The organism is Kitasatospora sp. NPDC059827 (assembly GCF_042731675.1).
Classification (GTDB): Bacteria; Actinomycetota; Actinomycetes; order Streptomycetales; family Streptomycetaceae; genus Kitasatospora.
Genome location: NZ_JBHWIV010000089.1, coordinates 1 through 24,149, shown reverse-complemented (window position 1 = coordinate 24,149; position 24,149 = coordinate 1). Strand labels below are relative to the sequence as shown.

Below are 24,149 nucleotides of genomic sequence, written 5' to 3'. Positions count from 1 at the left end.
CGGCGGGCGGGGGCGTGGGGGCGGGGTGGCCGGGGGGTGAAGGTGTTGCGCGGTGGGGGGAGGCGGGGCCCGGATCGGGCGGTCCTGGGAGCGGGCGAAAACCGGCCGCCACTAGCATGGTGCCCAATCTCACCCGTCCCACCGGGCCGCGGTCGGTACCGGCAGGGGGACGCATCCAGACATGACGGGGAATCAGATGGCAGGGGATCACCCTACGCCGGGTGCAGGCGATGCATCCGGCAGCGGCCCGCAGGGCAATCGGGGCGTTTCGTTCGGGCGGCCGGCGGGCGGTGTGGATCCTGCCGCCGTCGCGGACCAGATGACCCAGCTCGACGGCTCGGCGGTTCCGGGGCAGGGCGGGCCGCCGGCCCAGCCCCCGATGCCCCCGGCACCCCCGGCGCCCCCGGTCCAGCCCCCCGCGGGTGGGGCCGACTACGCCGCGTACGCGCCGACGGCAGCCGGGATGCCGGCCCAGCCTCCGGCGGGTGCGCCGATCGGCCCGTACGACCCGGCGCCCGGTGGGGGCTACCCCGGGGCGGACGCGGGGCAGGGCTACGGCGGCGGGTACAACTACCAGCAGCAGCCGGGCTACTACCCCGGTGCGCCGGTGCCGGCGGCCCCGAAGCAGCGCAACCCCGTGATGCTCTGGGGCGGGATCATCGGCGGTGTGCTGGCGATCGCCATCGTGATCGGGCTGGTCGTGCTGCTCAAGCCCAGCCCCAAGCCGGACCCGAACCCCGGCCCGGTGGCGAACTCGGGCGGCACCAGCACCGTCGGCGGCGACAACGGCGGGAACACCGTCGCTCCGGCGCCCGCGCCGGACGGCACCAAGGCCACGTTCAACGTCGCCTGGAACGCCCCGACGCCCTCCAACACCGATGCCACCAACCAGCTGCTGGGCATCTGGGGCACCGACAAGTACGCCGTCCGCGTCGACAGCGACGGCGTCAAGGCCTACAACCTGGTCGACGGCAAGCAGGCCTGGAACATCCCGGTGCCGTCCGGCAGCAAGGAGGTGTGCAGCGCCTCGTACACCGCCAACTCCAAGAACGTCGCCGCCGTCGCCTTCAACACCGGTGACTACGACTGCTCCACCATCGGCGCCGTGGACCTCACCTCGGGCAAGCTGCTGTGGACCGTCAAGGCCACCGCCGACCGGCTGTCCCAGCCGACCCTGAGCGTCACCGACAACGTGGTCGCCGTCGGCGGCAACGCGGTGGCCGGGCTGAACATCTCCAACGGCCAGCCGGCCTGGCAGTACCAGCCCCGCGACAAGGACTGCACCATGCGGGCCCGCGCGGCCGGCAGCCAGATCGCCATCAGCGACCGCTGCTACATGACCAGCGGCCCGAAGTCGCAGCTGGTCATCGTGAACTCCGACTCCGGCAAGCCCGTGAGCACCCCGGTCACCCTGACCGGCACGATCGAGCAGGTCGACTCGGTCGTCCAGGACAAGCCGCTGGTCCTGCTGATCACCAACGGCCCGAACGGCGACTACATCCTGCCGTTCGACAAGGACAACAAGCCGGGCAACCAGATGTCCGTCAAGGAGGCCGGCTCGGACAGCCTGCGGCTGTCCGGCCAGGACACCGCCTTCACCCGCAACGTGGTGAGCGGCAGCACCCTGTACGTCCAGGTCAACCCGACCAAGCCGGCCATCAACGCCTACGACCTGAACACCGGCAAGCGCCTGTGGGCGGCCAGCCCCGGTTCGGGCAGCGGCAGCGACATCCGCCTGGTCACCGGCACCGACAAGGACGGCAAGGTGCGCGCCCTGGTCTCGCAGGGCTACGACAAGCCGTCCCGGCTGGTGACGCTCTCGCCGACCGACGGCTCGATGACCGACATCGGCACCGTCGCGAACGCGAACGGGAAGTTCGACATCAGCATGAGCACCTCGGTGTACTACGTCTCGGACGACGGCAACGCGGTGTACGCGTTCCGCCGGTACACCAACACCGACGGTCCGCTGACCAAGTGGCGGAAGTGACGCACTCCGGTCGGTGAGGGCAGTGAGGGCGGGGCGGGTCGGGGCCGGTGGGCCCGGGCCCGCCCCGTCCCCGTTCTCCGGTCGGGTTCTCCGGTCGGGTTCTCGGGGCGGGATTTCCGGCCGGGTTTCCGGTCGGGTTCTCCGGTCGGGATTTTCCGGCCGGGTCGCTCGTCGGGCATGCGAGGATTCGGTCCATCAGCCTGACGAAGGAGTGCAGCGAGTGCCCGGCACCAACCTGACCCGCGACGAGGCCCGTACCCGGGCCGACCTCATCCGGGTGGACGCGTACGACATCGAGCTCGACCTCGGCTCGGCCCGCGAGGGCGGTACCTTCCGGTCCACGACCGTGGTCCGGTTCTCCGCCACGACCCCCGGCGCCGACAGCTTCATCGACCTCGTCGCCCCCGGCGTCGAGGAGATCACCCTCAACGGCACGTCGCTCGACCCGGCGAGCTTCGCCGACAGCCGCATCCCGCTGCCCGGCCTGGCGGCGGAGAACGAGCTGCGGGTCGTCGCGAACTGCGCCTACAGCAACACCGGCGAGGGCCTGCACCGGTTCGTCGACCCGGTCGACGGCGAGACCTACCTGTACACCCAGTTCGAGGTGCCGGACGCCCGCCGGGTCTACGCGAACTTCGAACAGCCCGACCTCAAGGCCGCGTTCAGGTTCACCGTGACGGCCCCCACCGGCTGGGTCGTGGTGTCCAACTCGCCGACCCCCGAGCCGGTCGGCGAAGGCCCCACCCAGGTCTGGGAGTTCGAGCCCACCGGCCGGATCTCCAGCTACATCACCGCGCTCGTGGCCGGCCCGTACGTCGGGGTCTTCGACACCTACGAGAACGGCGAGCAGCGCGTGCCGCTGGCCGTGTACTGCCGCCCCTCGCTGCGCGAGTTCCTCGACGCCGAGGCGATCTTCGAGGTCACCAAGCAGGGCTTCGACTACTTCCAGGCGAAGTTCGACTTCCCGTACCCGTTCCCCAAGTACGACCAGCTCTTCGTCCCAGAGTTCAACGCCGGCGCGATGGAGAACGCGGGCGCCGTCACCCTGCGCGACCAGTACGTGTTCCGCTCCAAGGTCACCGACGCCGCGTACGAGGCGCGCGCCGCGACGATCCTGCACGAGCTCGCCCACATGTGGTTCGGCGACCTCGTCACCATGGAGTGGTGGAACGACCTCTGGCTCAACGAGTCCTTCGCGACCTTCGCCGAGGCCGTCTGCCAGGCCGAGGCCCCGAGCTCCAAGTGGCCGCACTCCTGGACCACCTTCGCCAACCAGATGAAGACCTGGGCCTACCGGCAGGACCAGCTGCCGTCCACCCACCCGATCATGGCCGAGATCAACGATCTGGAGGACGTCCAGGTCAACTTCGACGGCATCACCTACGCCAAGGGCGCCTCGGTGCTCAAGCAGCTGGTGGCGTACGTCGGCCAGGACGCCTTCTTCGAGGGCGTGCGCGCCTACTTCAAGCGCCACGCCTGGGGCAACACCCGGCTCAGCGACCTGCTCGGCGCCCTGGAGGAGGCCAGCGGACGCGACCTCAAGGCCTGGTCCAAGTCCTGGCTGGAGACCGCCGGCATCAACGTGCTGCGGCCGTCGGTAGTGCTGAACACGGACGGCGAGATCGAGTCCTTCGCCGTGCTGCAGGAGGCCCCCGCGCTGCCGGCCGGCGCCAAGGGCGAGGCCGTGCTGCGGCCGCACCGCATCGCGATCGGGTTCTACGAGCTGGTCGACGGTTCGCTGGTGCGGACGGACCGGATCGAGCTGGACGTCGACGGCCCGCGCACCGAGGTGCCGGAGCTCGTCGGCCGCCACCGCCCGGCCGTCGTGCTGCTGAACGACGACGACCTGTCGTACGCCAAGATCCGGCTGGACGAGGACTCGATGGCGGTCGTCACCGAGCACCTCGGCGGCTTCACCGAGTCGCTGCCGCGCGCGCTGTGCTGGGCCTCCGCCTGGGACATGACCCGCGACGGCGAACTGGCCGCCCGTGACTACCTGTCGCTGGCGCTCTCCGGTATCGGCCGGGAGAGCGACATCGGCGTCGTGCAGTCCGTGCAGCGCCAGGTCAAGCTGGCCCTGGACGCCTACACCGACCCGGACTGGCGCGAGCAGGGCCTGCTCCGCTGGGCCGCCGCCGCCGAGGAGCACCTGCGCACCGCCGAGGCCGGCAGCGACCACCAGCTGGCCTGGGCCCGCACCTTCGCCTCGGTCGCCCGCACGGACGCCCAGCTCGACCTGCTGGCCGGCCTGCTGGACGGCTCGGTCGAGCTCAAGGGCCTCGCCGTGGACACCGAGCTGCGCTGGGCGCTGCTCGCCCGGCTCTCCGCCACCGGCCGGGCCGACGAGGCCGCGATCGTCGCGGAGCTGGAGCGGGACAACACCGCGGCCGGCCAGGAGCACGCGGCCAGCTGCCGCTCCGCCCGCCCGACCGCAGAGGCCAAGGCCGCGGCCTGGGCCTCGGTGGTGGAGTCGGACACGCTCACCAACTACGTGCAGGAGGCCGTGATCGCGGGCTTCCAGCAGTCGGACCAGCGGGAGCTGCTGGCGCCGTACGCGGAGAAGTACTTCGCCGCGGTGAAGAGCATCTGGGAGACCCGCAGCCACGAGATCTCGCAGCAGATCATCGTCGGGCTGTACCCGGCGTTCCAGGTGACGGAGGAGACGCTCACCGCCACGGACGCCTGGCTGGCCTCGGCCGAGCCGGCGCCGGCGCTGCGCCGTCAGGTCGTCGAGTCGCGGGCCGGGATCGAGCGCGCGCTCAAGGCCCAGGTGGTCGACAAGGCGGCCGGGGCTCGCTGAGCCTGCTGCTGGGCCGCTGAACGCGAAGGGGCGCCGGACGGATCGTCCGGCGCCCCTTCGGGGTTCCTGCGGGTCCTGGTGGACCTGTCGCGTGTCCTCGGTGGACGCGGCGGTTTCTCGCGGGTTTCTCGCGAGGTTTCTCGCGGTTACTTCTTCTTCTTGCCGTACGGCAGACCCGCGAGGGCCGCGATGACGACGAACGCGGCGAGCGGGATCAGCACGTACAGGCCGATGGTCTGGCCGACGCCCAGGCCGGCACCCGGGTCGTCGCCGTCATCCCTGGTGAGGGCCATGGCGGGCGACGACAGCAGCATCATCAGCGTGACCGTTGCGGAGACCGCGCCGGCTCGCAAAGCGTTCCTCTTGTCCACGATTCCAACTTACCCGCCGCTTACGGGAGGGCGCGCGTCGGGGTGGTGCTGGGGGTTCCGCTTGCGGGATCCGGCTTACGGGGTCCCACTGCCAGGGCGTGTGAGGAGCCGGCCGAGCAGGCGGGCGGTGGGGGCGGCGGCGAGGCGCTCCAGGGTGACCGGGGCGCCCGTGCCGTCGGCGATCGGCAGGCGCCAGTTCGGGTACTGGTCCCAGGTGCCCGGCAGGTTCTGCGGGCGCGGATCGCCGACCAGGTCCGGCAGCCAGACGCCCACCAGCTCGGCCGGGGTCCGGTCCAGGAAGCGGTACAGGGCGGGCACGGAGAGCGGCTCGTCGGGCGCGAGCAAGCCGAGGGCGGTCAGTTCGGCCCGCCAGGCCGCCAGTTCGTCGGCGGCCTCCTGCTGCTCCTCCGCGAGCGGGCGGGCCAGCAGGCCCAGGCGGTGGCGCAGCTCGACGTGCTCGCCGGAGAGGCGGGCGGCGGTGCTCGGCAGGTCGTGGGTGGTGAGGGTGGCCAGGCAGCCGGGGCGCCAGCGGTCGGGGGGCAGGATGCCGCCGTCGGACTGCCAGTCCCGTTCGAACCAGAGGACGGAGGTGCCGAGGATGCCCCGGTCCGCCAGCTCCTCCCGCACCCCCGGCTCGACCGTGCCCAGGTCCTCGCCGATCACGGCGGTACCGGCCCGGTGCGCCTCCAGGGCCAGCACGCCGAGCATCGCCTCGGCGTCGTAGCGGACGTAGGCGCCCTCGGTGGGGGGATGGCCCTCGGGCACCCACCAGAGGCGGAACAGGCCCATCACGTGGTCGATGCGGAGCGCTCCGGCGTGCCGCGTGGCGGCGCGCAGGAGTTCCGCGTACGGGGCGTAGCCGGCCTTCGCCAGGGCGTCCGGGCGCCAGGGCGGCAGGCCCCAGTCCTGGCCGTGGGCGTTGAAGGCGTCCGGCGGGGCGCCGGTCGAGATGCCGCCGGCCAGCACGTCCTGGAGCGCCCAGGCGTCGGCGCCGTCCGGGTGGACGCCGACGGCGAGGTCGTGGACCAGGCCGACCGGCATGCCCGCGTCCCGGGCGGCGCGCTGGGCGGCGGCGAGCTGCTGGTCGACCTGCCAGGCGAGCCAGCGGTGGAACTCGACCGCGTCCTGGAGTTCCTTGGCCGCCTGCTCGATCTGTGGGCCGTTCGGGTGACGCAGGCCCTTCGGCCAGTGGTGCCAGTCGGCGCCGTGCACCTCGGCGATCGCGTTCCAGAGGGCGTGGCGGCGCAGCCACTCCCCCTCGCGGCGCTGGTACGCCTCGTAACCGGCCTGACGGCCGGGACCGCGCGGGACTTCGTGGAGGAGTTCCAGCGCCTCGCGCTTGAGGGCCCAGACGGCGTCCCGGTCGACCAGGCCGTCGTGGGTGAGGACCTCCTCGCGCAGCCGGGCCGCGCGGCGGGCGAGGTCGTCGGTCGCCGTCCGCTGGGCCGGCGTCAGGTGGCCGTACTCGGGGACGGCCTCGACCCGCAGGTGCACCGGGTCGGCGAAGCGGCGGGAGGAGGGGCGGTACGGGGAGGGGTCGGAGGGGGTGCCGGGGGTCGCGGGCAGGGCCTGGTGCAGCGGGTTGATCTGCACGAAGCCCGCGCCGAGGGCGGCGCCCGCCCACCCGGCGAGTTCGGCGAGGTCCCCCAGGTCGCCCATGCCCCAGGAGCGGTCGGACAGTACGGAGTACAGCTGGGCGAGGAACCCCCAACTGCGGCCGGGGAGTCGGGGCAGCTGCTGCGGGGCGACGACGAGCGGGGCCTGCTGCTGCTTCTCGCTGCTCGCCGCGGTGAGGGTGTGCCGACCGAGCGGGAGGTCCGCGGGCAGCCAGTGCGAGTGGCCGCGCGGCAACTCCCAACTGCCGCCGCCCTCCAGCTCCACGTACAGCCGGACGTCCGCCGGTACGTCCAGCGCGGTGCGGCGGCCCTGCCGGACCACGATGCACGGCGGCAGCAACCGCTCCCGCTGCTCGGCCCGGTGGCGCTCCAGCGCCTCCCGCACCTCCTCCGGCGACCCGGCCGCCACCCCCAGCGCCCCCAGCACCGCCACCAGCGTCCGCGCCCCCACCGTCTGCCCCCCAGCCCCCGGGTACCGGGTGTCCACCCCGTACGCCCGTGCCAGCGCGACCAGTTCGGCGGGCGGCGGCGGCGCGTCCTGCGCCGGGACCTTCCGTCCTTCGGCTCCGTCACTGTCGTGGTAAGCGGCCACTCGCGGCTCCTGCGATGTCTCGGCGTCACCCGGGTAGGACAGCCAAGTCCTACCCGGGTGACGCCTCGATCACGCTGCGCGACACGTGGCGAGCGGAGAAGCAGTCCCGCCTCAACCCGACCGGCGACATCAACCGGACCGCCAAGGCGTCAGGCCTCTCTCTACGCACACGAGCGACTGTGGAGCCACAGGAGACCTGACCGCACCCTCAAAGGACACTTCCCGGCAGCCTCGAAAAGGCCAGGATCGCCTCGTTCAGCTCGGACGCAAGAAGCTCCCGATTCTCCTGCAGAAGTCGGCGGACTTCATGCGCGGGCCCCTCCCGTTCCTCGCTCAGCCTGAACCTCTCCCACGCCTCGAACGTACGACGCGTATGCCTGGTCAGGACATTGGAGATCAGCGACTGCTCGCGGAACGTCAACCCCTTTCCCGGCGGGCGGAGATAGAGCTGCGCGTTCTCGGTGACGAATCTCCCCACCAACACGCACAGCTCATGCCCCAGGAACTCACAAGACAGCATTGCAACAGCCAGATTCAACGGGGCCGAGGGCGCCGGCCCCCGCAGGGAATCCGGAACATCCCACCTCTCCCGCGGCTCGTCCAGCCACTCCCACCCCTCAGGCCAGTTCATATTCCACCCTCTTCCCCATCAACCAAAGCGGGCCATTAGCCACGCCTGCGCCTCGTCATTATGTGTTGGGATCTCACTGATACCACCCGCCCGCAAAACCCTCGCACAGTAGGACATACAACCCTGGTCCGGCAAGGCATAGGCGGGATAGGATCCTTTCTCCGTCTTGAACATTGCGGTCTCAATTGCCGCCCGGGCTCCACCCGGCCTGGGAAGCGGAACCCTTACATTGATCGTGATAGGCGGCAATTGTGAAACCTCGAAATGTGCCACACCATTATGCGGGCTCCCCTGCCATCCATCCTGATGAGTGCTAATCGTGCCTTCCCTGTCAGTAACTGTGATCAGGGCATGCTGCCGGCCGTCGGGGTAGTTGGCCAGGTGGACAATAGCCTCTCCTTCATCTTCCCCAGGACCACAGCTGTTGTGCACAAGAATCGGCGCTGCCCCGGCCAGCACATAGTACGTGTGCTACGCGACCCCTCCCTACCTGCTTTTTCGCAGGTCAACGGTGATTTGACGGTCCGTCGGTGTCCGTGGATGTGCGCCGAAGTCCGTGGTTGTTGCCGTCGCTACTGCCGTCAGAGGTATAGCCCAGTCGTGCTGTCTTCGGCCGCGCGCGTGATCCTACTGCCATGCTCCGGGCTCGGCTCGGACGACGGTGCGCATGGTCTGCTCGTACGACTGGTGGCCGGTCTGCGCGCAGTGGCCGGCGATCCAGCGGGTGAGTTCCTCAGGGGCGTGCATCTCGCCGGACGAGGCGGCACAGTTCCGTTCTTCGCTAGTGACGCAGAGCGCCTTGAAGGTCGGCAGGGCCATGGGGTCGGTCGCGGTGGTCACGTGGTACTCGCGGAAGCGGTAGCGGGTGGTCTTGCCCATCAGCCTTCCCCGTTCCCCTCAAGGGGGCCGGCGTTCGCGGGTTCACCCTCCTCGGCCACCTCCTCCGTCGGTGCCGGGATGCGTTCTCCGCGCGACTGGGCGACCCTGAGCGCGTCCGACAGGGCCTCGGTCAGCCGGCAGGCGAGCCAGCGGTACTCGACGGCCGACTGCGCCTTGGCTCCGGGGGCCAGGATGCCCCGGGCGTACTCCAGCAGCTCCTGACCCATGCCGAGTTGCACGGTTTCGATGTCGTCGGCGAGTGTCGAGATGTAGCCCTTGCCGTCGGTGCTCAGGTAGCAGGGGCGCCCGTCCTCGGTGGTCCATGGCAGCAGGCGGGGTCCCGCCATGCCCGACGCCGCTTCGTGCAACTCCCTGCGACGCAGACGGTCCGCGTCGCTCCTCGGCATGCCCACAGTGGATCTCCGGCCTCGGTCGCTGGAACAGGACACCGCGACCGTAACGACCTGACCACACGTCAATCCACGGGCCCAGCAGGGCAGATCGCAACGCAAGGTCCGCGAACTGCCACGCTGCGTAGCAGCTATCCGACGACGCCCAGGTAGCCGGCCATCTCGCGCATGTCGCTGGTCAGGGTGCGCTTGCGCTTGCTCAGGATCTCCTGCATGGTCTCGGCCGCCGAGTTCTGGTGCCTCAGCCACTCGGGGGCGGCCTCACGAGCGCGGGTCAGCTCGTCCATGGCCGCCGACAGGTCTCCGGTTCGCGTGTGGGCGCGCGCCATGTCCAGGGTGAAGCGGTTCCCGTCGTTCGTGCTGGGCCTGCCCAGGCGCTTCCACGCCATCGGCGACAGCTCGACCTCTTCACCCGCCTTGCGTACCACGGCGCGGGCGTCTCCGACGACCATGGAGTCTTCGAGTGCCTTGATGGCGGCGGTCACCGGTCCGAAGACGGACCAGTGGCGGGAGACGTTGCGGTGCGCCGTGCCGACGGCGGTTGCCGCCACCCGTGCCGCCTTGCGGTACTCCCTGGCCTCGTCCGGGCGGTTGTTGCGTGCCGCCGCGGCTGCGGCCTCCATGGCCAGACCGCCCCACACCGCGTAGTGGTCCGGCTCGGCTCCGGTGATCTTCGGCTCCACCACGTCCATGCTCTGGGCGGCGATCCGCTCCGCCTCCTCCAGCCGGCCCTGCCGCACCAGCAGCCAGCACATGCAGCCGACTCCGGAGCCGGCCGCGAGCAGGTCCCCGCCTTCCCGGGCGTCCGTGATGGCGCTTCGCAGGGCCGTGTAGGCGATGTCGTACTGCCTCACCTGCGTGAGGTACGTACCGGCCAGGCGCAACGCCTCGGCGCGGGCGAGCAGGGCTTGCCGGTGCTCTTCGCCGCTGTCGTAGTGGGCGACGGCTCGCGCGGCGTCCCGCAACAGGCCGGGCAGTTGGGCGGCGACGCTCTTGTAGCTGTCGGAGAAGTACAGCACCCGCGCGTCCCGAACCGTCCGCCCGTAGGCACGCAGGTTCGGTTCCTCGCCCACGGCCTCGGCGTCCTGGTCCACAAGCCCCACCGCCGGGGTGAGCGCGGCGCGAAGCTGGATGAGGTTGAGCCGGTTCGGCTCCTCCGCCCGTCCCACGGGCTCCGGTGCGTCGGACGCGACGAGTGCCGCCGTGGGGATGCCCAAAGCGCGGGCCAGAGCGTGAAGCGTCTCCATGCGGACCGTTCCGCCCTGCTCGACCTTCCGGACAGTCGCCGGGGACAGGCCCGCCGCGTGGGCAAGCTCCTCCTGGCTCATCCCGGCGCGGCGCCGGTACTTCCGTACGTTGTCCGCGAGTTCCATCGTCATCAGCTCACCACCTCCAGCGCCACGGTACGCCTGGTGGGCGAACTGACCGGGCTCTCCGGGCAGATACCCACCCGAGACGGTGACCCACCGCCACACGCAGCACCGGGCACGCGGTTGACCGCAACGGCGTGGCGCCGGAGCCTCCGGCAGGCTGCGGGCCTGAGCGGGACGTGTCCCTCGTCGGTCGGGCAGCTTCGCCGGACCAGGGTTCTCCGGGGGCCGCCAAGGCTCACACCGTGACGCTGGCGCTCGGCCTTGGCGGCCCCCGGGGGTTCCTGGTACGCCTCCGGGACCGGCGGGCGAGGGGCACGACTCGCGACCTGCGACCTCTCACCACGACGGTGCTGCACCAGTGCTCGGCCCCTGGTCCCTCGGAGGGAGGGCACGGGTTGAAGCAGAACTCTGCGGACTGTGCTGCTCTCGCTGGTGATGCGCGCCCGGACTGGTGGGGCCACCGCTGAGCGGGGCGGAGACAGGAGCGGGCGGCGGCCCTGCCGGGCCGGAGCGCGCGCGGCCCGCGACAGCGGGCCGCCTTGAACCAGTAAAGAAACTCTGAACAGCACTCCCCGTGCTGCCTGTCCCACGTCTGACTCCGTCTCCAGCGCGACGCCATCGACCTCCTCGGCTACATCCTTGACCATCCTTGACACACGCACAGCAACGGCGGCGGACACTCAGTGGTGTCCGCCGCCGTTGCCGTCACCTACTGCCGTCAAGCCGCAGAACGGCCCATGTGGGCGCCTCAGCCAGGGCTCGGGTGGTCCGCGTCGGATTCTTTGCCTCTTGAACTGGAGGAGATATGACGCACCTCTCGCAGTGAATCCTTTATTGCCGTCGACGCCAAGGCGACAATTTCCACCGCGCGCGCATGATCTCTCGAGTGCGCGGGGCGGCGCAGCGCCCACCGCAAGACAGCTACGACGTCAGGCAACCGCCAAAACTCCGCCAGTCCCGCACCTTCCTCATCGTCTCGCACCAGTCGCCACGCGGTCAGCGTGATCGCCACATCAACGACAGAATTTGCCAGTTCAATGTCGCGGGGACGGGAACTCAAGCGAAGCCTGCCACCGCCAGCTTGCCCAAGGACCACACAAGTCAGCCGCTCACCTTTAGACGGCCAGCAGACTCGCGGGGTGAAATCCTCGTCCGATATGGCGGATTCATCGACGTAGCCAGGGAGGTTGCCCGCAATGGTATGAACCGTCAGGCCGTAGTGCTGGTGACCCGTGATTCGACACTCAACGAGCGAATAGTCTCGCACACTCGAAATATCCATCATTAAACTCCAGGATTCCATGGAGCGCGCGGGAATGAATTGAACTCGTCGAACAAGTGTCTCGGGATGGCATATTCAACCGCTCCTTCGTTGAGAAAATCTTCCATCGGCTCGATGTCGTTCTCCCTCAACCATCGGGACGGAACAGTCACCCTGAATCCCTGACCGTGCGTGTCACGATGTTGAGACGCATAGTCTTCGACTCGCTGCCTGTTTCCAAAGTATGCAGACCCATCGAGCCCCTCATCCAAATCAAGCGGATGATTCTCGGGAAGGACGCCGTTGTCGAGTTCGCTCGTGCCTCGATCTCTGGGCGATACACGATAGAGATCGACGGTATCGCAGTTGTGCACCAGGACCGGAGTAGCCCCCGCAAGCACATAGTACGTGTGGAACTGGCTGACCGTCAGGTTGTGGGTCGTGACGGCGTAGGGGTAGTTGCGGACGGACTTGATGGTGAGGGTGGTGCCGTCGGGCTGGCGGAGCTTCTCGCCCGGGGTGAGGTCGCCGGCGTCGACCCGCCGCGGGGTACTGCGGCTACATCGACACCAACAACCGCTGCACGAAGGAGGGCAGGGAGCGGGCGTACTTCCAGGTCGGCCTGAACTCGGTCTTCTGGGACTCGGCCGTGCAGAGCGCCAAGCTCTACGCCACCGTCGCGGCCTCGTCCAGCCCCTCGACCCCGTCGCCGATGGGCCTCTACTCGACCGGCGCGGGCACCAGCAACCCGATCAACCAGTGGACGACCTGGAACGCCCAGCCCTGCCCCGAACTCGGGAACTGCTCCAAGGTCCTGACGAACTGGATCAAGGGCGAGGGCGGCGTCGAGTACGACGTCACCGGCCAGATGGCCCAGGCCGCGCGCGAGCACTGGGGCGGCTGGACCTTCCTGTTCGCTCCCGACGACGAGGGCAACAAGTTCTTCCGCGAGCGGTTCGCCAACAACCCGCACATCGTCGTCACCTACGACTTCGCCCCGCACGTCGGCAGCCCGGGCACCAGCCCCACGCCGGGCTTCGCCCGCGACGCGGCGTACAACCAGTGCCAGACCCCCGGCACCACGAATCCTTGGGAGAACCCCGGGTGGGTCGGGATCAACACCGACATCAACCTGGCCGCCGACACCTGGTCGCCGACCGGTGAGCAGCTCTGGACCACCTTCAAGATCTGGGACGACGACGACAACGGCTCGTCGAAGATCTACGAGACCGGCTGGGCCGCCAGTTCGGGCCGCCGGAACGTGAGCGTCGGCTCGCTGATCGACGGTCACCAGTACGGCTGGTTCGCCCACACCGGCGACGGCACGCTCGACAGCAGCAACACCGCGATGTGCTTCCTGCGCATCGACCGCACCCCGCCGACCGCCCGCATCACCTCGACCGACTTCCCCGAGTCCGGCACCCTGGGCGGGCACCCCAAGCTCGTCGGCCAGGAGGGCGTCTTCACCCTCACCGGCACCGACCCGGCCCCGGCCAACGGCGGCCGCTCCTCCGGCCTGGCCTGCGCCCGCTGGACCACCGACCCGATCCAGGCCGCGGCCACCGGGTGGGGCTGCAACGACGGCGGCAACATCGTCAAGATGGACGGCAACGGCAGCTTCCAGTTGAAGTACACCCCCTGGCACTGGGGGACCAACTTCCTGTACCTGCAGACCCAGGACAACGCCGGCAACATGTCGCAGCCGGTCGCCTACACCTACTTCGTGCCGAGCAACCCGGCCGCCGGGGACCCGGTCATGGGTGACGTCGACGGCGACCGCAAGGCCGACGTCCTGCTACCGGACGGCACCGGCTCGCTCCGCCTGGTCGGCGCGAACGCCGACCCGTACACGGCCCCGAACACCAAGCCGGCCTCGGCGCCGGGAGCGGCCGGCAACCAGGACTGGAGCACCGCCCAGATCACCCACCGGGGTTCGTTCACCGAGCGGAACGTGGATGACCTGGTCGCGCATGCTCCTGGTGCCGCCGAGCTCTACCTCTACGCCAACGATGCCAACGCCGCACACCTGGACGGCCAATACTCCATTCCGCTGTCCAAGTCCACCAGTTGTGGGCTGCCCGACGGCACTTCGATCTCCTGCTCGGACTACGGAAACGGCGGTGACTGGTCCTCGGTGACCCAGATCGCGGCGTTCGGTTCCCCCACGGGCGACACCCCGAGGAACCCGGGAACGGTCACGGCCGGCCTGCCGCGTTCGTCCCTGCTGTACGTGGAGAAGAGTCGGCTCTGGCTGGCGCTGTCGTCGAGTGTCGGGCAGCTCGACGGTCCCAACATCCTGCTCTCCCAGAGTCAGGCCTGGGACTCCTACGACGTAATCACCCCCGGCCCGACCAAGGGCACCAACATCCCCACCGTCTGGGGCCGTTCGAAGTGGGACGGCACCGTCCACGCCTACCAGTTGGCCAAGGGCAGCGCCCCGGGCACCTTCGACGCCTCGGCCTTCGCCGATCCCACCAAGGGCTGGCTGGCCAACGGCGTCGACGCCAAGCTCTACCCGAAGGTCGGCTCCAACGGCGACGTGACGGGTGACGGCGTCCCGGACCTCTGGGCCGTCGACACCAACAACCAGTTGGTGGCCTGGGCCGGCGTCGGTACCAAGGCGGCGGACGTCAACAGCGGTCCGACGGTGACCGGTCTGGAGGCCACGCCGGTCGTGCTCGGCAACCTCAACCGCCCGATCGGCAACTGGCTGGCCGCGCCCGACGGCGGCAACACCGTCAAGGACGGCCAGAAGAAGGCCGACGGCACGGCCGCGGGCGTGAGTTGGGTCCAGGACACCGTGGACGGCCGTGCCACCACCGTGGGCGCCTTCAGCCCCGGGGCCGGCTCCACCGTCACGATGTCGCGCCCGGTGGTGGACGCCCGCAAGAGCTTCACGGTCTCCACCTGGGCCAGGACCGGCCCGAAGGGCGGCATCGTCGCCAGCCAGGACGCCGCGCACAGCAGCAACTTCATCCTGTACGCCGACGCCAAGTACGGCTTCTGGGCGTTCGCCCTCTCCGTCAGCGACGACGACACCTGGTCGTACGACTTCACGGACACCAGGAACGCCTCCGCCTACTTCCGGCCCGGCGTGTGGACCCGGCTCACCGCCTCCTACAACGCGGACACCGGCGCCATGTCGCTGTACGTGGACGGCGTGCTCGCCACGACCGGCTACCACCGGGCGAGCACCAGCACGCCGCCCTCGGGACCGTTCGTACTGGGCCGGTACAAGTACCAGTCCAAGCCGACCGACAGCTTCGACGGGAGCATCAGCTCCACCGCCGTCTACCCGTTCGCGGTGGCACCCAGCGCGCCGGGCACGGCCAGCGTCGTCCGCTCGCGCGTCGACGGCAACAAGTGCGTGGACCTCAACGGTGCTGTGGCCGCCAACGGGACGGCGATCCAGCTGTACGACTGCAACGGGAGCAGCGCCCAGCAGTTCTCTCTGGGCGGCGACGGCACCGTCCGGGTGATGAACGGGTGCATGGCCCCGGCGAACGCCGGTACGGGCAACGGCGCGCCGATGGAGTACCGCACCTGTGACGGCACCGCCGCACAGAAGTGGATCCCGCTCGCGAACGAGGCGCTGTACAACCCGGCCTCCGGCCGCTGCCTCGACCTCCCCGGCGGGCAGACAACAAACGGCACCCGGCTCCAGCTCTGGGACTGCCAGACCGATCAGCTCGGTCCCAACCACCAGTGGTTCGTGCCGAACCTGCGGACGGCCACGCTGCCCGCACCCCCGCGTTCCTGACGCATCGCCCTGACACCGCAGTACCCCTGAGCACGCACTTCGGGCCCGTTCCGCCACCTGGCGGGGCGGGCCCGAAGTGTTGTCAGGGGCAGGGCCGACAGGTGGATGAATCGGGGCAAATCTGTCATACCAGTCGATGACATTGACACCGGTTCGGGTAGCTGGTGGGGTTGCTCGCATTGTGGTCCAGGCCTGGCGAGGAGGCCCCTGTGCAAGCCCGTGTGTCCGTGGTGGCCGGGCGGCGGCTGCGTCAGCAGTTGGAGCAGAGTCCGGTGTTGCGCGAGGTGCTGGACCATCCGACGGCGTTGGCGGCCCGGCGGGCGACGGCGCGGACGTGCCGTCAGCTGGTGCCGCGGACCGCGGACCGGCTGATCGCCGATCTCAAGGGGACGGAGCCGCTGCTGGCGTCGGTGCGGGCGGAGCGCGCGGTCGGGCGGCCGGGGCGGCGGACCCTGCAGATCGCGGCCGGGGTGGTGACCGCGGCGGTGGTCGGCGGGCTGCTGGCCGGGCCGATGCCCTCGGTGGCGTACGCGGCGGGCCCCGGGCCGGACGTGGTGAGCACCGCGCCCCAGACGCCGCTGGGCAGTGTGACGAACCCCCAGGTGTTCCCGCACCCGCAGGAGCAGACCGTCGCCGGACGGGCCGTCACCGTGCCGACCGCCGTGACGCTGGTGACCGCGCCCAAGGTGGACCGGGGCGCGGTGGACGCCGTCCGCGAAGTGCTGACCGTCGCCGGGGCCACCGTGCTGACCCCGCAGGCCGACGGCGGCACCCCCGCCGCCGGCTCGCTGGTGGTGTACATCGGCGGGCCCGCCGAGGGCGCCGAGGGCGAGGTCGACCGGACGCTGCGCCAGCTCGCGGCCGCGGCCGGCGGCAAGGACGGCGGCGCGCCGTCCACCGCGGGCATGCCGCCCGGCGGCTACGTGCTGTCCGCCGGCCAGCTGCCCGCCCAGGGCGGCGGCACGTACGGCGCGGTGGTGCTCGCGGGCGCCGACGCGACCGGCACCTTCTACGCCGCGCAGAGCCTGCGCCAGCTGCTCGCCGCCGTACCGGCCGGTCAGGGCCAGGGGCCGGGCGCGGCCGGGCTCGGCCTGCCCGGGATCACCCTGCGGGACTGGCCCAGCGGCGCGCCGGTGCGCGGCACCGCGGAGGCCTTCTACGGCACCCCGTGGACCGCCCAGCAGCGGCTCGACCAGGTGGACTTCCTGGGCCGCTCCAAGCAGAACTTCTACCTCTACGCCCCGGGCGACGACCCGTTCCGGCTCAGCCGCTGGCGCGACGCCTACCCCGCCAACCAGCAGTCCGAGCTGCGCGAACTCGGCGACCGGGCCCGGCAGAACCACGTCACCCTCGGCTACGCGATCGACCCCGGGCAGTCCCTCTGCTTCAGTTCCGGCAAGGACGTCGACGCCCTGGTTGCCAAGCTGGACGGGCTGCGCAAGCTCGGCTTCACCGCGTTCCAGCTGCAGTTCCTGGACGTCAGCTACGACGAGTGGCACTGCGACGACGACCAGGACGAGTACGGCCGCGGCCCGGCCGCCGCCGCCAAGGCGCAGGCCGCGCTGGTCAAGAAGGTCCAGGACCGGCTGGTCGCCAGGAACCCGGGGCTGGCGCCGCTGTCGATCGTCCCCACCGAGTACCACAAGCAGGGCTCCACGCCCTACCGCAAGGCCCTGGCCGACGCGCTGCCCGGCGGCGTGCAGGTCGCCTGGAGCGGCGGCGGGGCGATCCCGGAGAAGATCACCGGCGCCCAGGCCTCCGACACCGGCAGCCTGTACGGGCACCCGCTGGTCACCATGGACAACTACCCGGTCAACGACGCCAGCCCGGACCGGCTCTTCCTCGGCGCCTACACCGGCCGCGAGCCCGAGGTGGCGACCCGCTCCGCGGTGCTGCTGACCGGCGCCATGCAGCAGCCGGTGGCCTCCCGGATAGCCCTCGCCACGGCCGGCGACTTCGCCTGGAACCCGACCGGCTACAAGCCCGAGGACTCCTGGCAGGCGGCCGTGCGCTCGCTGGCCGGGCCGACCGGCGCCGGCGCCACCCCCGCCGGCTCGGCCCTGGCCGCCGTCCAGGCGCTGGCCGGCAACAGCACCTCCTCCCCGCTGGCCAAGCAGGAGTCCGGCTACCTCCAGCCGCTGCTCGACCAGTTCTGGGCCAACGCCGAACCCACCTCCGGCGCCACCCCGGACCTCGCCAAGCTGATAGCGGCCGCGGGCCCGCTGCGGGACGCCTTCACCGCCATGGCCGGCGCCCGGCAGACCCTGGCCGGCACCGACGCCACCGCCCAGCTGGCCGCCGAGGCCGGCCCCTGGCTCGGCCCGCTGCGCGACTACGGGCTGGCCGGGCAGGCCGCCCTCGACATGCTGCTGGCCCAGCACGGCGGCGACGGCGCGGCGGCCTGGAAGGCCCGGGTGCAGCTCAACCGGCTGCGCGCCCAGCTCGCCCAGGCCCCGGCGACCATCGGCGCGGGGGTACTCGCGCCCTTCCTGGACCGGGCCGTGCGCGCCGCCGACAACTGGTCCGGCGTGGTCAGCGGCGGGGTCACCCCCACCACCAGCATGGGCACCGCGCAGGACCACCTGCCCGCGCTGATGACCGACGGCCAGGCCGACACCTTCTACTGGAGCTCCGCTCCCCCGCAGCCCGGCGACTCCGTCGGCGTCGACCTCGGCGCCGGGCGGCCGATCAGCGGCGTCACCGTGCTGATGGGCGGCTGGGGCAACGGCCCCGACGCCCGCACCGCCGTGGACGACTACATCCGCGACGGCGTGCTGGAGTACAGCACCGGCGCGGGCGGCTGGCAACAGCTCTCCGTGGTGAAGAACCAGAGGACGGTCAGCGCCCAGCTGCCGCCCGGCACCGTGGTGCGGGCCGTGCGGCTGCGGGCCACCGCCGCCCAGAAGACCGCCGTCGCGGTGCGCGAGTTCACCGTCACCGCCCCCGACGAGTCCCCGGCCAGCGTCACCGGCGGCCCCGCCGCGCTGCCCGGCTCCTCGGCCGCCGCCGTCCTGGACGGCAACCCGGACACCGCGTACCGCGCCGCCAAGGCGCCCACCGCGCAGGACGAGCCGCTCACCGTCGAGCTCGGCGCGGCCCGCCCGCTGGACCGGCTGACCGTGCTCACCGACCCCACCGTGCATGCCAGCGCCACCGTCGCGGTGCGCCGCGCCGACGGCGGCTGGACGGACATCGGCGTCATCCAGCCCGGCTACAACGAGCTGCCGGCCGGCGGGCAGGTCGCCGACGCGTTCCGGATCACCTGGAAGCCCGGCGGCGACCCGCCGGTGGTCAACCAGGTCATCCCCTGGTACGCGGACATCCCGGCGGCCCGGCTGAGCCTCGCCGACCCGGCCCTGGACGTGGTCACCGGCGCGGCCGCGCCCGCCAGGACCCAGGCCACCGTGGAGGCCGGCCGCCCCGAGGGCACCACCGGCGAACTGCGGGTCGAGGTGCCGGCCGCCGCCAAGGGGCTCACCGTCACCCCGGCCGGGCCGGTCACCGTGCCGCGCGGCGGCCGGGTGGGCGTGCCGCTGCTGGTCACCGCCGTACCGGGCACGCCCTCCGGGACGTACCAGGTGCCGGTGTCCTACGTGGCGGGCGGCACCACCGTGAAGCAGGTGCTGCAGGTCCACGTGGTGCCGCCGACCGGCGGGCCGGACCTGGCGCCCGGCTCCCAGGCCTCCTCCTCGGGCGACGAGACCCCGAACTTCCCGGCCGCGGCGGTCGCCGACGGCGACCCGAAGACCCGCTGGTCCTCGCCGGCCAAGGACGACGCCTGGGTGCAGCTGGCGCTGCCGCAGGCCGTCCACCTGGGCGCGGCGACGCTGCACTGGCAGTCCGCGTACGCCTCCTCGTACAAGATCCAGGTCTCCTCGGACGGCAGCAGCTGGACGGACGCCGCGACGGTCGACAACGGCAAGGGCGGGGACGAGACGGTGCGCTTCGACGCCTCGAACGTCCGGTACGTGCGGATGCAGGGCGTGGCGCGGGCCACCAAGTTCGGCTACTCGCTGTACGGGATCGAGCTGTACGCCGTCACGGCGCCGGCCGCTCCGCCGCAGCCGCCGACCCCGCCGCCGACCCCGCCGGTGGCCCCGGCGGGCCAGCCGGGGACGCAGCCCGGCACGCAGCCCGGCACGCCCGCGGTGCCGCCCAAGCAGTGAACGCGGCGGGCCGCCGGGCTCCCCTTCGCGGGGGGCGCGGCGGCCCATGAGGCGCGTACCGACGGTATGACGGGCGGGCCCTTGTGGTGCTGGGGTCAGGCGGAGAGCGGTTCGGGCTGCTCGCCGCGGCGGACGGGGGCGGGGTGGGCGACGTGCGCCCGGCCGATCGGGACGGAGTGGTTCGGCTCCGTATGGTCGTGGTGCTCGTACTCGCCCCACTGCGGGGCGCGCAGTTGGTCACCGCCGCCGTACGGCTCCAGGTAGGGCCGCCAGCGCGGGTCCTTGATCCCGGTGCCGATGATCCGCCAGGCGAGGCCGCTGGGCGGTGCGGGCGGGCGTTTCATCCGCCAGCCGAGCTCGGTCAGGTGGCGGTCGGCCTTGGTGTGGTTGCAGCGGCGGCAGGCCGCCACCACGTTGTCCCACCGGTGCTGGCCGCCCCGACTGCGCGGGATGACGTGGTCGACGCTGGTTGCGGCGGCCCCGCAGTAGACGCAGCGGCCGTGGTCCCGGGCGAACAGCGCCCGGCGGGTGAGCGGGACGGGCCCGCAGAACGGGACCCGCACGAAGCGGGTCAGGCGGACGACGGACGGCGCCGGAAGGGCGCTGGTGGCGCTGTGCAGAGTGACTCCCGAGTCCTCCAGGCTGACCGCCTTGTGGTTGAGGACCAGGATGAGTGCGCGGCGCATCGATACGACGCCGAGTGGCTCGTAGGACGCGTTGAGGACCAGGACATGCGGCACGGATGCCTCCTTGGACGCCTGCGGCGCGTGGCTCGCGCCGGGACGAGCGGTTGGATCGCGCAACGAGTGCGTGATCTCCCCCAGTGTCGCCTTACGCCTTCGTACGGCGCCACCACTCCTGTGTAACGGACCTGACGTGAACTCCGGGTGTGGTCTCCGTCATACCCCGTAGTACCCGGTATGCCCTGGGGAAGGTCCACTTGCACCCCCGCGCCGCCGGGCCCGGCGCGGCGGAGCGCCGGGGGGTGCGGCTCGGCCGGTCGGAGCAGCGCCGGGGGCCGTACGGCGGGCGGGGGCGCGGCCGTTCGGGGGTGGTGGGACCGGTGGTGCAGAGGTGGTGGGGGGACGGTGCCGGGGCGGTGCGGGCCTCGCGGGCCGGGGAGCGCACCGGGGCGTTGACGGGGCGTCCGGGACGGGCCGCACGCCCGCCGGTGTGTCCGGGCCGGTGTTCGGTGCCGGATAGGCTGGCGCGTACGGTCCGCGGGCCGCTCGTGCGGCGCGGGACCGGGTCACGCCCCCAGCAAGGAAGGTCCCGCACGTGTTCCGCTCCGGCGCCACCGGTCCGACCGACGCGTCCTCGACGCTCTCCACCCCGACGCCGGCCCCCTCCGCCACCACACCGCAACTGCCGGACCTGCGCATCCCCACCAGCGCGCAGGAGGTCACCGACACCACCAAGCAGGCGGCCAGCTGGTTCGACACCCACTGGCAGAGCTGGCTGGCCGGCGGCCTCCGGATCGTCCTCATCATCGTGCTGGCCCTGGTGCTACGGGCCGTGGTGAACAAGCTGGTCACCCAGCTGATAGCGCGGATGACGCGCAGCCACGACCAGCACCGGGAGGAGAGCCGGTTCGGCGGGCTGCTGGCCAACCACGGGGTGGTCAACCCGGAGCGGCGGCAGCAGCGCTCGGAGGCGATCGGCTCGGTGCTGCGCAGCCTGGCCTCCTTCACCATCCTGGGCACGGCCGCGCTGATGGTGCTCTCCGCGCTCGGGATGAACCTGGCGCCGCTGCTGGCGAGCGCCGGTGTGGCCGGTGTGGCGATCGGTTTCGGCGCCCGCAACCTGGTCACGGACTTCCTCTCCGGGGTCTTCATGATCATGGAGGACCAGTACGGCGTCGGCGACGAGATCGACACCGGGGTGGCCACCGGCACCGTGCTGGAGGTCGGCCTGCGGGTCACCAAGCTGCGCGGGGCCAACGGCGAGATCTGGTACATCCGCAACGGCGAGGTGAAGCGGATCGCCAACATGAGCCAGGGCTGGGCGACCGCCTCGGTGGACGTGCAGGTCGGGTACAAGGAGGACCTCCAGCGGGTCGAGGACCTCATCCAGGAGACCGCCGAGGCACTGTCCAAGGAGGCGCCGTACGACGAACTGGTCTGGGCGCCGGTCTCGATCCTCGGCGTGGAGTCGGTGGCGGCCGACTCGGTGGTGGTCCGGATCGAGGCCCGCACGGCCCCGGGCAAGGCCCCCCTGATCTCCCGGGCACTGCGCCAGCGCCTCAAGACGACGTTCGACCTGGCCGGGATCAAGGTCAAGGAGGAGGCCGCCGCCGTCGCCACCGGCGTCTCGATCACCGCCGCGGAGCCCTCCCCGCCCTCCGCCCTCTCCGACCCCACCTCCCCCCGCTACCGCGCCACCGAGCCCATCCCCCAGCCGAAGCCCCCGACAGACGACCCGACGCTCACCAAGCCGTAACGGTTCGGCGGTACACAGAGCCCCGCTCCCCCTTCGAGGTGGGGAGCGGGGCTCTCCGCTTCCCCTCGGGGCGGGAGGTCATGGACCTACGGGCAGGGCACGCCGTGCTCCAGATAGACGGTCGCGGACCGCGCCCTCGCCGTGCACGCGGCCTGGACACGGCGGGCGAGGCGCGGGATGAGGACTCCACTCGCGCGGCGCCGCGCCGCCTGCCGTCGATGCGTCGGGCCGGCCGATCAGCAGCCCGACCCGGTCGAGTGCGGCCTGTGTGGACCCGATCAGCCCGGCGTCCTCCTTGGCGATCCGCAGCCGCAGCGCCTCTTGGAGATGGGCCCGGGCATCCGCGAGGTCGCCGCGCTCCATGAGGTGCTTGCCGGTGTGCTGGAGCGCGAAGTCGACGAGCTCCGGGTGCCGGTCTCGCGCGGTGTTCAGTGCGCTGCGGTAGAGCGCGTCCGCCGTCTGGACGTCACCGGCGTAGCGGTGTGCGTCGGCGAGGTTGAGCCCGGTGGCGACGACGGCCCGGGTGTTGCCGATCGCCGTGGCCAGGTCGAGCGACTGCCGGAGCAACGCGCGGGCCTCGCCGTGGTGGCCCAGGCACATCTGCCCGATGCCGATCCATCTGGTCAGGACCCGAGCACGCGCGGGGTCACTCTCCTCGGGCAAGGCCCGGAGTTCCTCGTCGAGTTGGGCGATGGCGGCGGTCAGCTCGTTCCGGTCGGTGGGGACCATCCGCAGGTTGTCGTCGTGAGTGATGAGGTGATCAAGCACTTGCCCCTCCGTCATTCGATTTCCACCGTGGTACTACAACTGGTCGGCCTGGTGGCGCAGGTCGACCAGCAGCTCCACCCCGCACAGGGAGAAGTGCTCACGCAGGAGTTCGAGTTCACGCATGAGGCAGCGGACGGCCGGCAGGCCCTCCTCGTAGGTGCTCCGGAAGCTCGCTCGCTCAGTGGGCGTCAGATCGTCGCGGCGCAGCTCGGTCCGGCGGAACCGCAGCAGCTGGTTGTACACGCAGGTCGCGTGGAAGGCCCTGCCGATCTCCCAGTACTGGTTGCGCCCCTCTCCCTGCCCGGCCCGCCACTTGATCTCGATCTTGGGAGAAGTCTTGGACGAGTACCCGTCGGCGAACACCCGATGCTGGAGGACATGGAAGCTGATCGACTGGTGCACACCTTCGTGCAGCAGGTTCTCCGCCAAGAAGAGGGCGGACGGCTGCCCGCTGACCGTGTTCGGCGGAATGTGGCGGCACGCCTTGTCGGAGAATGTGACGACGTATGGGAGCGCCGGGTCGGCTCCCCGTGCAGCGGGGTAGGTGATGGGGCGCCGACTGCCTGGGCGGGCTCGGCGTCCAACGACGCGGGCCCGCCGTCCTCATCCGTTTCCCTGCCCTCCCTGCATCGCACCCCGTTCCGCCGCGATCACGATCGTGGCGGAACGGCGAAGGAACTTGATTGGCCCCACGCCCTTCCCACCCCCCTGCATGGGAAGTCGGCCTGGCCGACTTCCCATGCAGGGGCCGGACGCTGCCGTCACCGCATCGGCCACGCCGGGGCGGCGACGAGGCGGCTTCGGTTTCCGCTGATCACTGCTTTTTTCTGACCAAGACGGCCCGGCCGCTGCCCACCGGGCCGTCCATCACTGCGGATGCCGCCCCCGGCGCACCAGGGGACGACACCAGAAATAACAAACTCGCAATCCCGAACCGACATCATCAAGCGAGAGGGAAATAGCACATTCCCTTCCAGATTGGAGGCCGAAACAAAAGGTGCAGAGAATGATCTCGCACGGGCCTGACAGGTGGGGCCGAATTACCCCACGCCCTTCTCATTTGTTGCGCAGGAAGTCGGCCTGGCCGACTTCC

At 71.2% G+C, this 24,149-nt stretch carries 15 protein-coding genes and 1 pseudogene; 5 read left to right on the top strand and 11 right to left on the bottom strand.

The annotated features are described in order from the left end of the window. Nucleotides 1-463: 463 nt before the first annotated feature. Together ACFV8H_RS34810 and pepN are read left to right on the top strand one after the other, a co-directional pair. A complete protein-coding gene (locus tag ACFV8H_RS34810; RefSeq protein WP_380407890.1) occupies nt 464-1,990 on the top strand; it encodes a PQQ-binding-like beta-propeller repeat protein in 1,527 nt (508 codons plus the stop codon). A 220-nt stretch (nt 1,991-2,210) separates the two neighbouring features. Beyond that, nucleotides 2,211-4,790 carry an aminopeptidase N gene (gene pepN, locus ACFV8H_RS34805; protein ID WP_380407888.1) on the top strand — a complete coding sequence of 860 codons (2,580 nt, stop codon included), beginning with the start codon at nt 2,211-2,213 and terminating at the stop codon, nt 4,788-4,790. Between the two features lie 146 nt (nt 4,791-4,936). Here pepN and ACFV8H_RS34800 read toward each other — a convergent pair whose 3' ends face one another. The 8 genes and pseudogenes from ACFV8H_RS34800 to ACFV8H_RS34765 all read right to left on the bottom strand — a co-directional run. Continuing rightward, on the bottom strand, nt 4,937-5,161 hold the full coding sequence (locus ACFV8H_RS34800; protein ID WP_380407886.1) for a hypothetical protein: 225 nt from the start codon (nt 5,159-5,161) through the stop codon (nt 4,937-4,939). Nucleotides 5,162-5,236: 75 nt separating this feature from the next. Continuing rightward, entirely contained in the window at nt 5,237-7,369 is a 2,133-nt protein-coding gene (gene malQ, locus ACFV8H_RS34795; RefSeq protein ID WP_380407884.1) for a 4-alpha-glucanotransferase, read from the bottom strand. A gap of 208 nt (nt 7,370-7,577) precedes the next feature. After that, nucleotides 7,578-8,000, bottom strand: a complete 423-nt coding sequence (locus tag ACFV8H_RS34790; RefSeq protein ID WP_380407882.1) for a hypothetical protein — start codon at nt 7,998-8,000, stop codon at nt 7,578-7,580. A 627-nt stretch (nt 8,001-8,627) separates the two neighbouring features. Next, nucleotides 8,628-8,879: a hypothetical protein gene (locus ACFV8H_RS34785; RefSeq protein ID WP_380407880.1), complete on the bottom strand. Its 252-nt coding sequence runs from the start codon at nt 8,877-8,879 to the stop codon at nt 8,628-8,630. Then, on the bottom strand, nt 8,879-9,226 hold the full coding sequence (locus ACFV8H_RS34780) for a hypothetical protein (RefSeq protein WP_380407878.1): 348 nt from the start codon (nt 9,224-9,226) through the stop codon (nt 8,879-8,881). Before ACFV8H_RS34780 ends, ACFV8H_RS34785 begins: the two co-directional genes overlap by 1 nt. 194 nt (nt 9,227-9,420) lie before the next feature. Then, nucleotides 9,421-10,668: a helix-turn-helix domain-containing protein gene (locus tag ACFV8H_RS34775; RefSeq protein ID WP_380407876.1), complete on the bottom strand. Its 1,248-nt coding sequence runs from the start codon at nt 10,666-10,668 to the stop codon at nt 9,421-9,423. Nucleotides 10,669-11,410: 742 nt separating this feature from the next. Next, nucleotides 11,411-11,944, bottom strand: a complete 534-nt coding sequence (locus ACFV8H_RS34770; RefSeq protein WP_380407874.1) for a hypothetical protein — start codon at nt 11,942-11,944, stop codon at nt 11,411-11,413. A gap of 2 nt (nt 11,945-11,946) precedes the next feature. After that, nucleotides 11,947-12,453 (bottom strand): annotated as a pseudogene (locus tag ACFV8H_RS34765) (hypothetical protein); the annotation flags it as partial. A 119-nt stretch (nt 12,454-12,572) separates the two neighbouring features. On the opposite strand from ACFV8H_RS34765, the gene ACFV8H_RS34760 reads away from it, so the two are divergent. Beyond that, nucleotides 12,573-15,683 (top strand): ricin-type beta-trefoil lectin domain protein, encoded by a 3,111-nt coding sequence (locus ACFV8H_RS34760; RefSeq protein ID WP_380407872.1) that lies wholly within the window; start codon nt 12,573-12,575, stop codon nt 15,681-15,683. A 209-nt stretch (nt 15,684-15,892) separates the two neighbouring features. Beyond that, nucleotides 15,893-19,849 carry a beta-N-acetylglucosaminidase domain-containing protein gene (locus ACFV8H_RS34755; RefSeq protein ID WP_380407870.1) on the top strand — a complete coding sequence of 1,319 codons (3,957 nt, stop codon included), beginning with the start codon at nt 15,893-15,895 and terminating at the stop codon, nt 19,847-19,849. 95 nt (nt 19,850-19,944) lie between these two features. On the opposite strand, the gene ACFV8H_RS34750 is transcribed toward ACFV8H_RS34755, so the two are convergent. Then, the gene (locus tag ACFV8H_RS34750; RefSeq protein ID WP_375888265.1) at nt 19,945-20,589 is read right to left on the bottom strand and encodes an HNH endonuclease; all 645 of its coding nucleotides are present in this window, start codon (nt 20,587-20,589) and stop codon (nt 19,945-19,947) included. A gap of 538 nt (nt 20,590-21,127) precedes the next feature. Here ACFV8H_RS34750 and ACFV8H_RS34745 point away from each other — a divergent pair. Next, nucleotides 21,128-22,288, top strand: a complete 1,161-nt coding sequence (locus ACFV8H_RS34745; RefSeq protein WP_380407868.1) for a mechanosensitive ion channel family protein — start codon at nt 21,128-21,130, stop codon at nt 22,286-22,288. Between the two features lie 78 nt (nt 22,289-22,366). Here the strand turns inward: ACFV8H_RS34745 and ACFV8H_RS34740 are convergent, their stop codons facing one another. Both ACFV8H_RS34740 and ACFV8H_RS34735 read right to left on the bottom strand, forming a co-directional pair. Continuing rightward, entirely contained in the window at nt 22,367-23,056 is a 690-nt protein-coding gene (locus ACFV8H_RS34740; RefSeq protein ID WP_380407866.1) for a hypothetical protein, read from the bottom strand. Between the two features lie 33 nt (nt 23,057-23,089). Next, nucleotides 23,090-23,485: a hypothetical protein gene (locus ACFV8H_RS34735; protein WP_380407864.1), complete on the bottom strand. Its 396-nt coding sequence runs from the start codon at nt 23,483-23,485 to the stop codon at nt 23,090-23,092. Nucleotides 23,486-24,149: the final 664 nt, after the last annotated feature.

Bases quoted from the DNA above. Each gene is read 5' to 3' on its own strand.
- ACFV8H_RS34810 (WP_380407890.1), top strand. From the start codon at position 464: ATGCCGGCCCAGCCTCCGGCGGGTGCGCCGATCGGCCCGTACGACCCG.
- ACFV8H_RS34790 (WP_380407882.1), bottom strand. From the start codon at position 8,000: ATGAACTGGCCTGAGGGGTGGGAGTGGCTGGACGAGCCGCGGGAGAGG.
- ACFV8H_RS34785 (WP_380407880.1), bottom strand. From the start codon at position 8,879: ATGGGCAAGACCACCCGCTACCGCTTCCGCGAGTACCACGTGACCACC.
- ACFV8H_RS34780 (WP_380407878.1), bottom strand. From the start codon at position 9,226: ATGGCGGGACCCCGCCTGCTGCCATGGACCACCGAGGACGGGCGCCCC.
- ACFV8H_RS34775 (WP_380407876.1), bottom strand. From the start codon at position 10,668: ATGACGATGGAACTCGCGGACAACGTACGGAAGTACCGGCGCCGCGCC.
- ACFV8H_RS34770 (WP_380407874.1), bottom strand. From the start codon at position 11,944: ATGGATATTTCGAGTGTGCGAGACTATTCGCTCGTTGAGTGTCGAATC.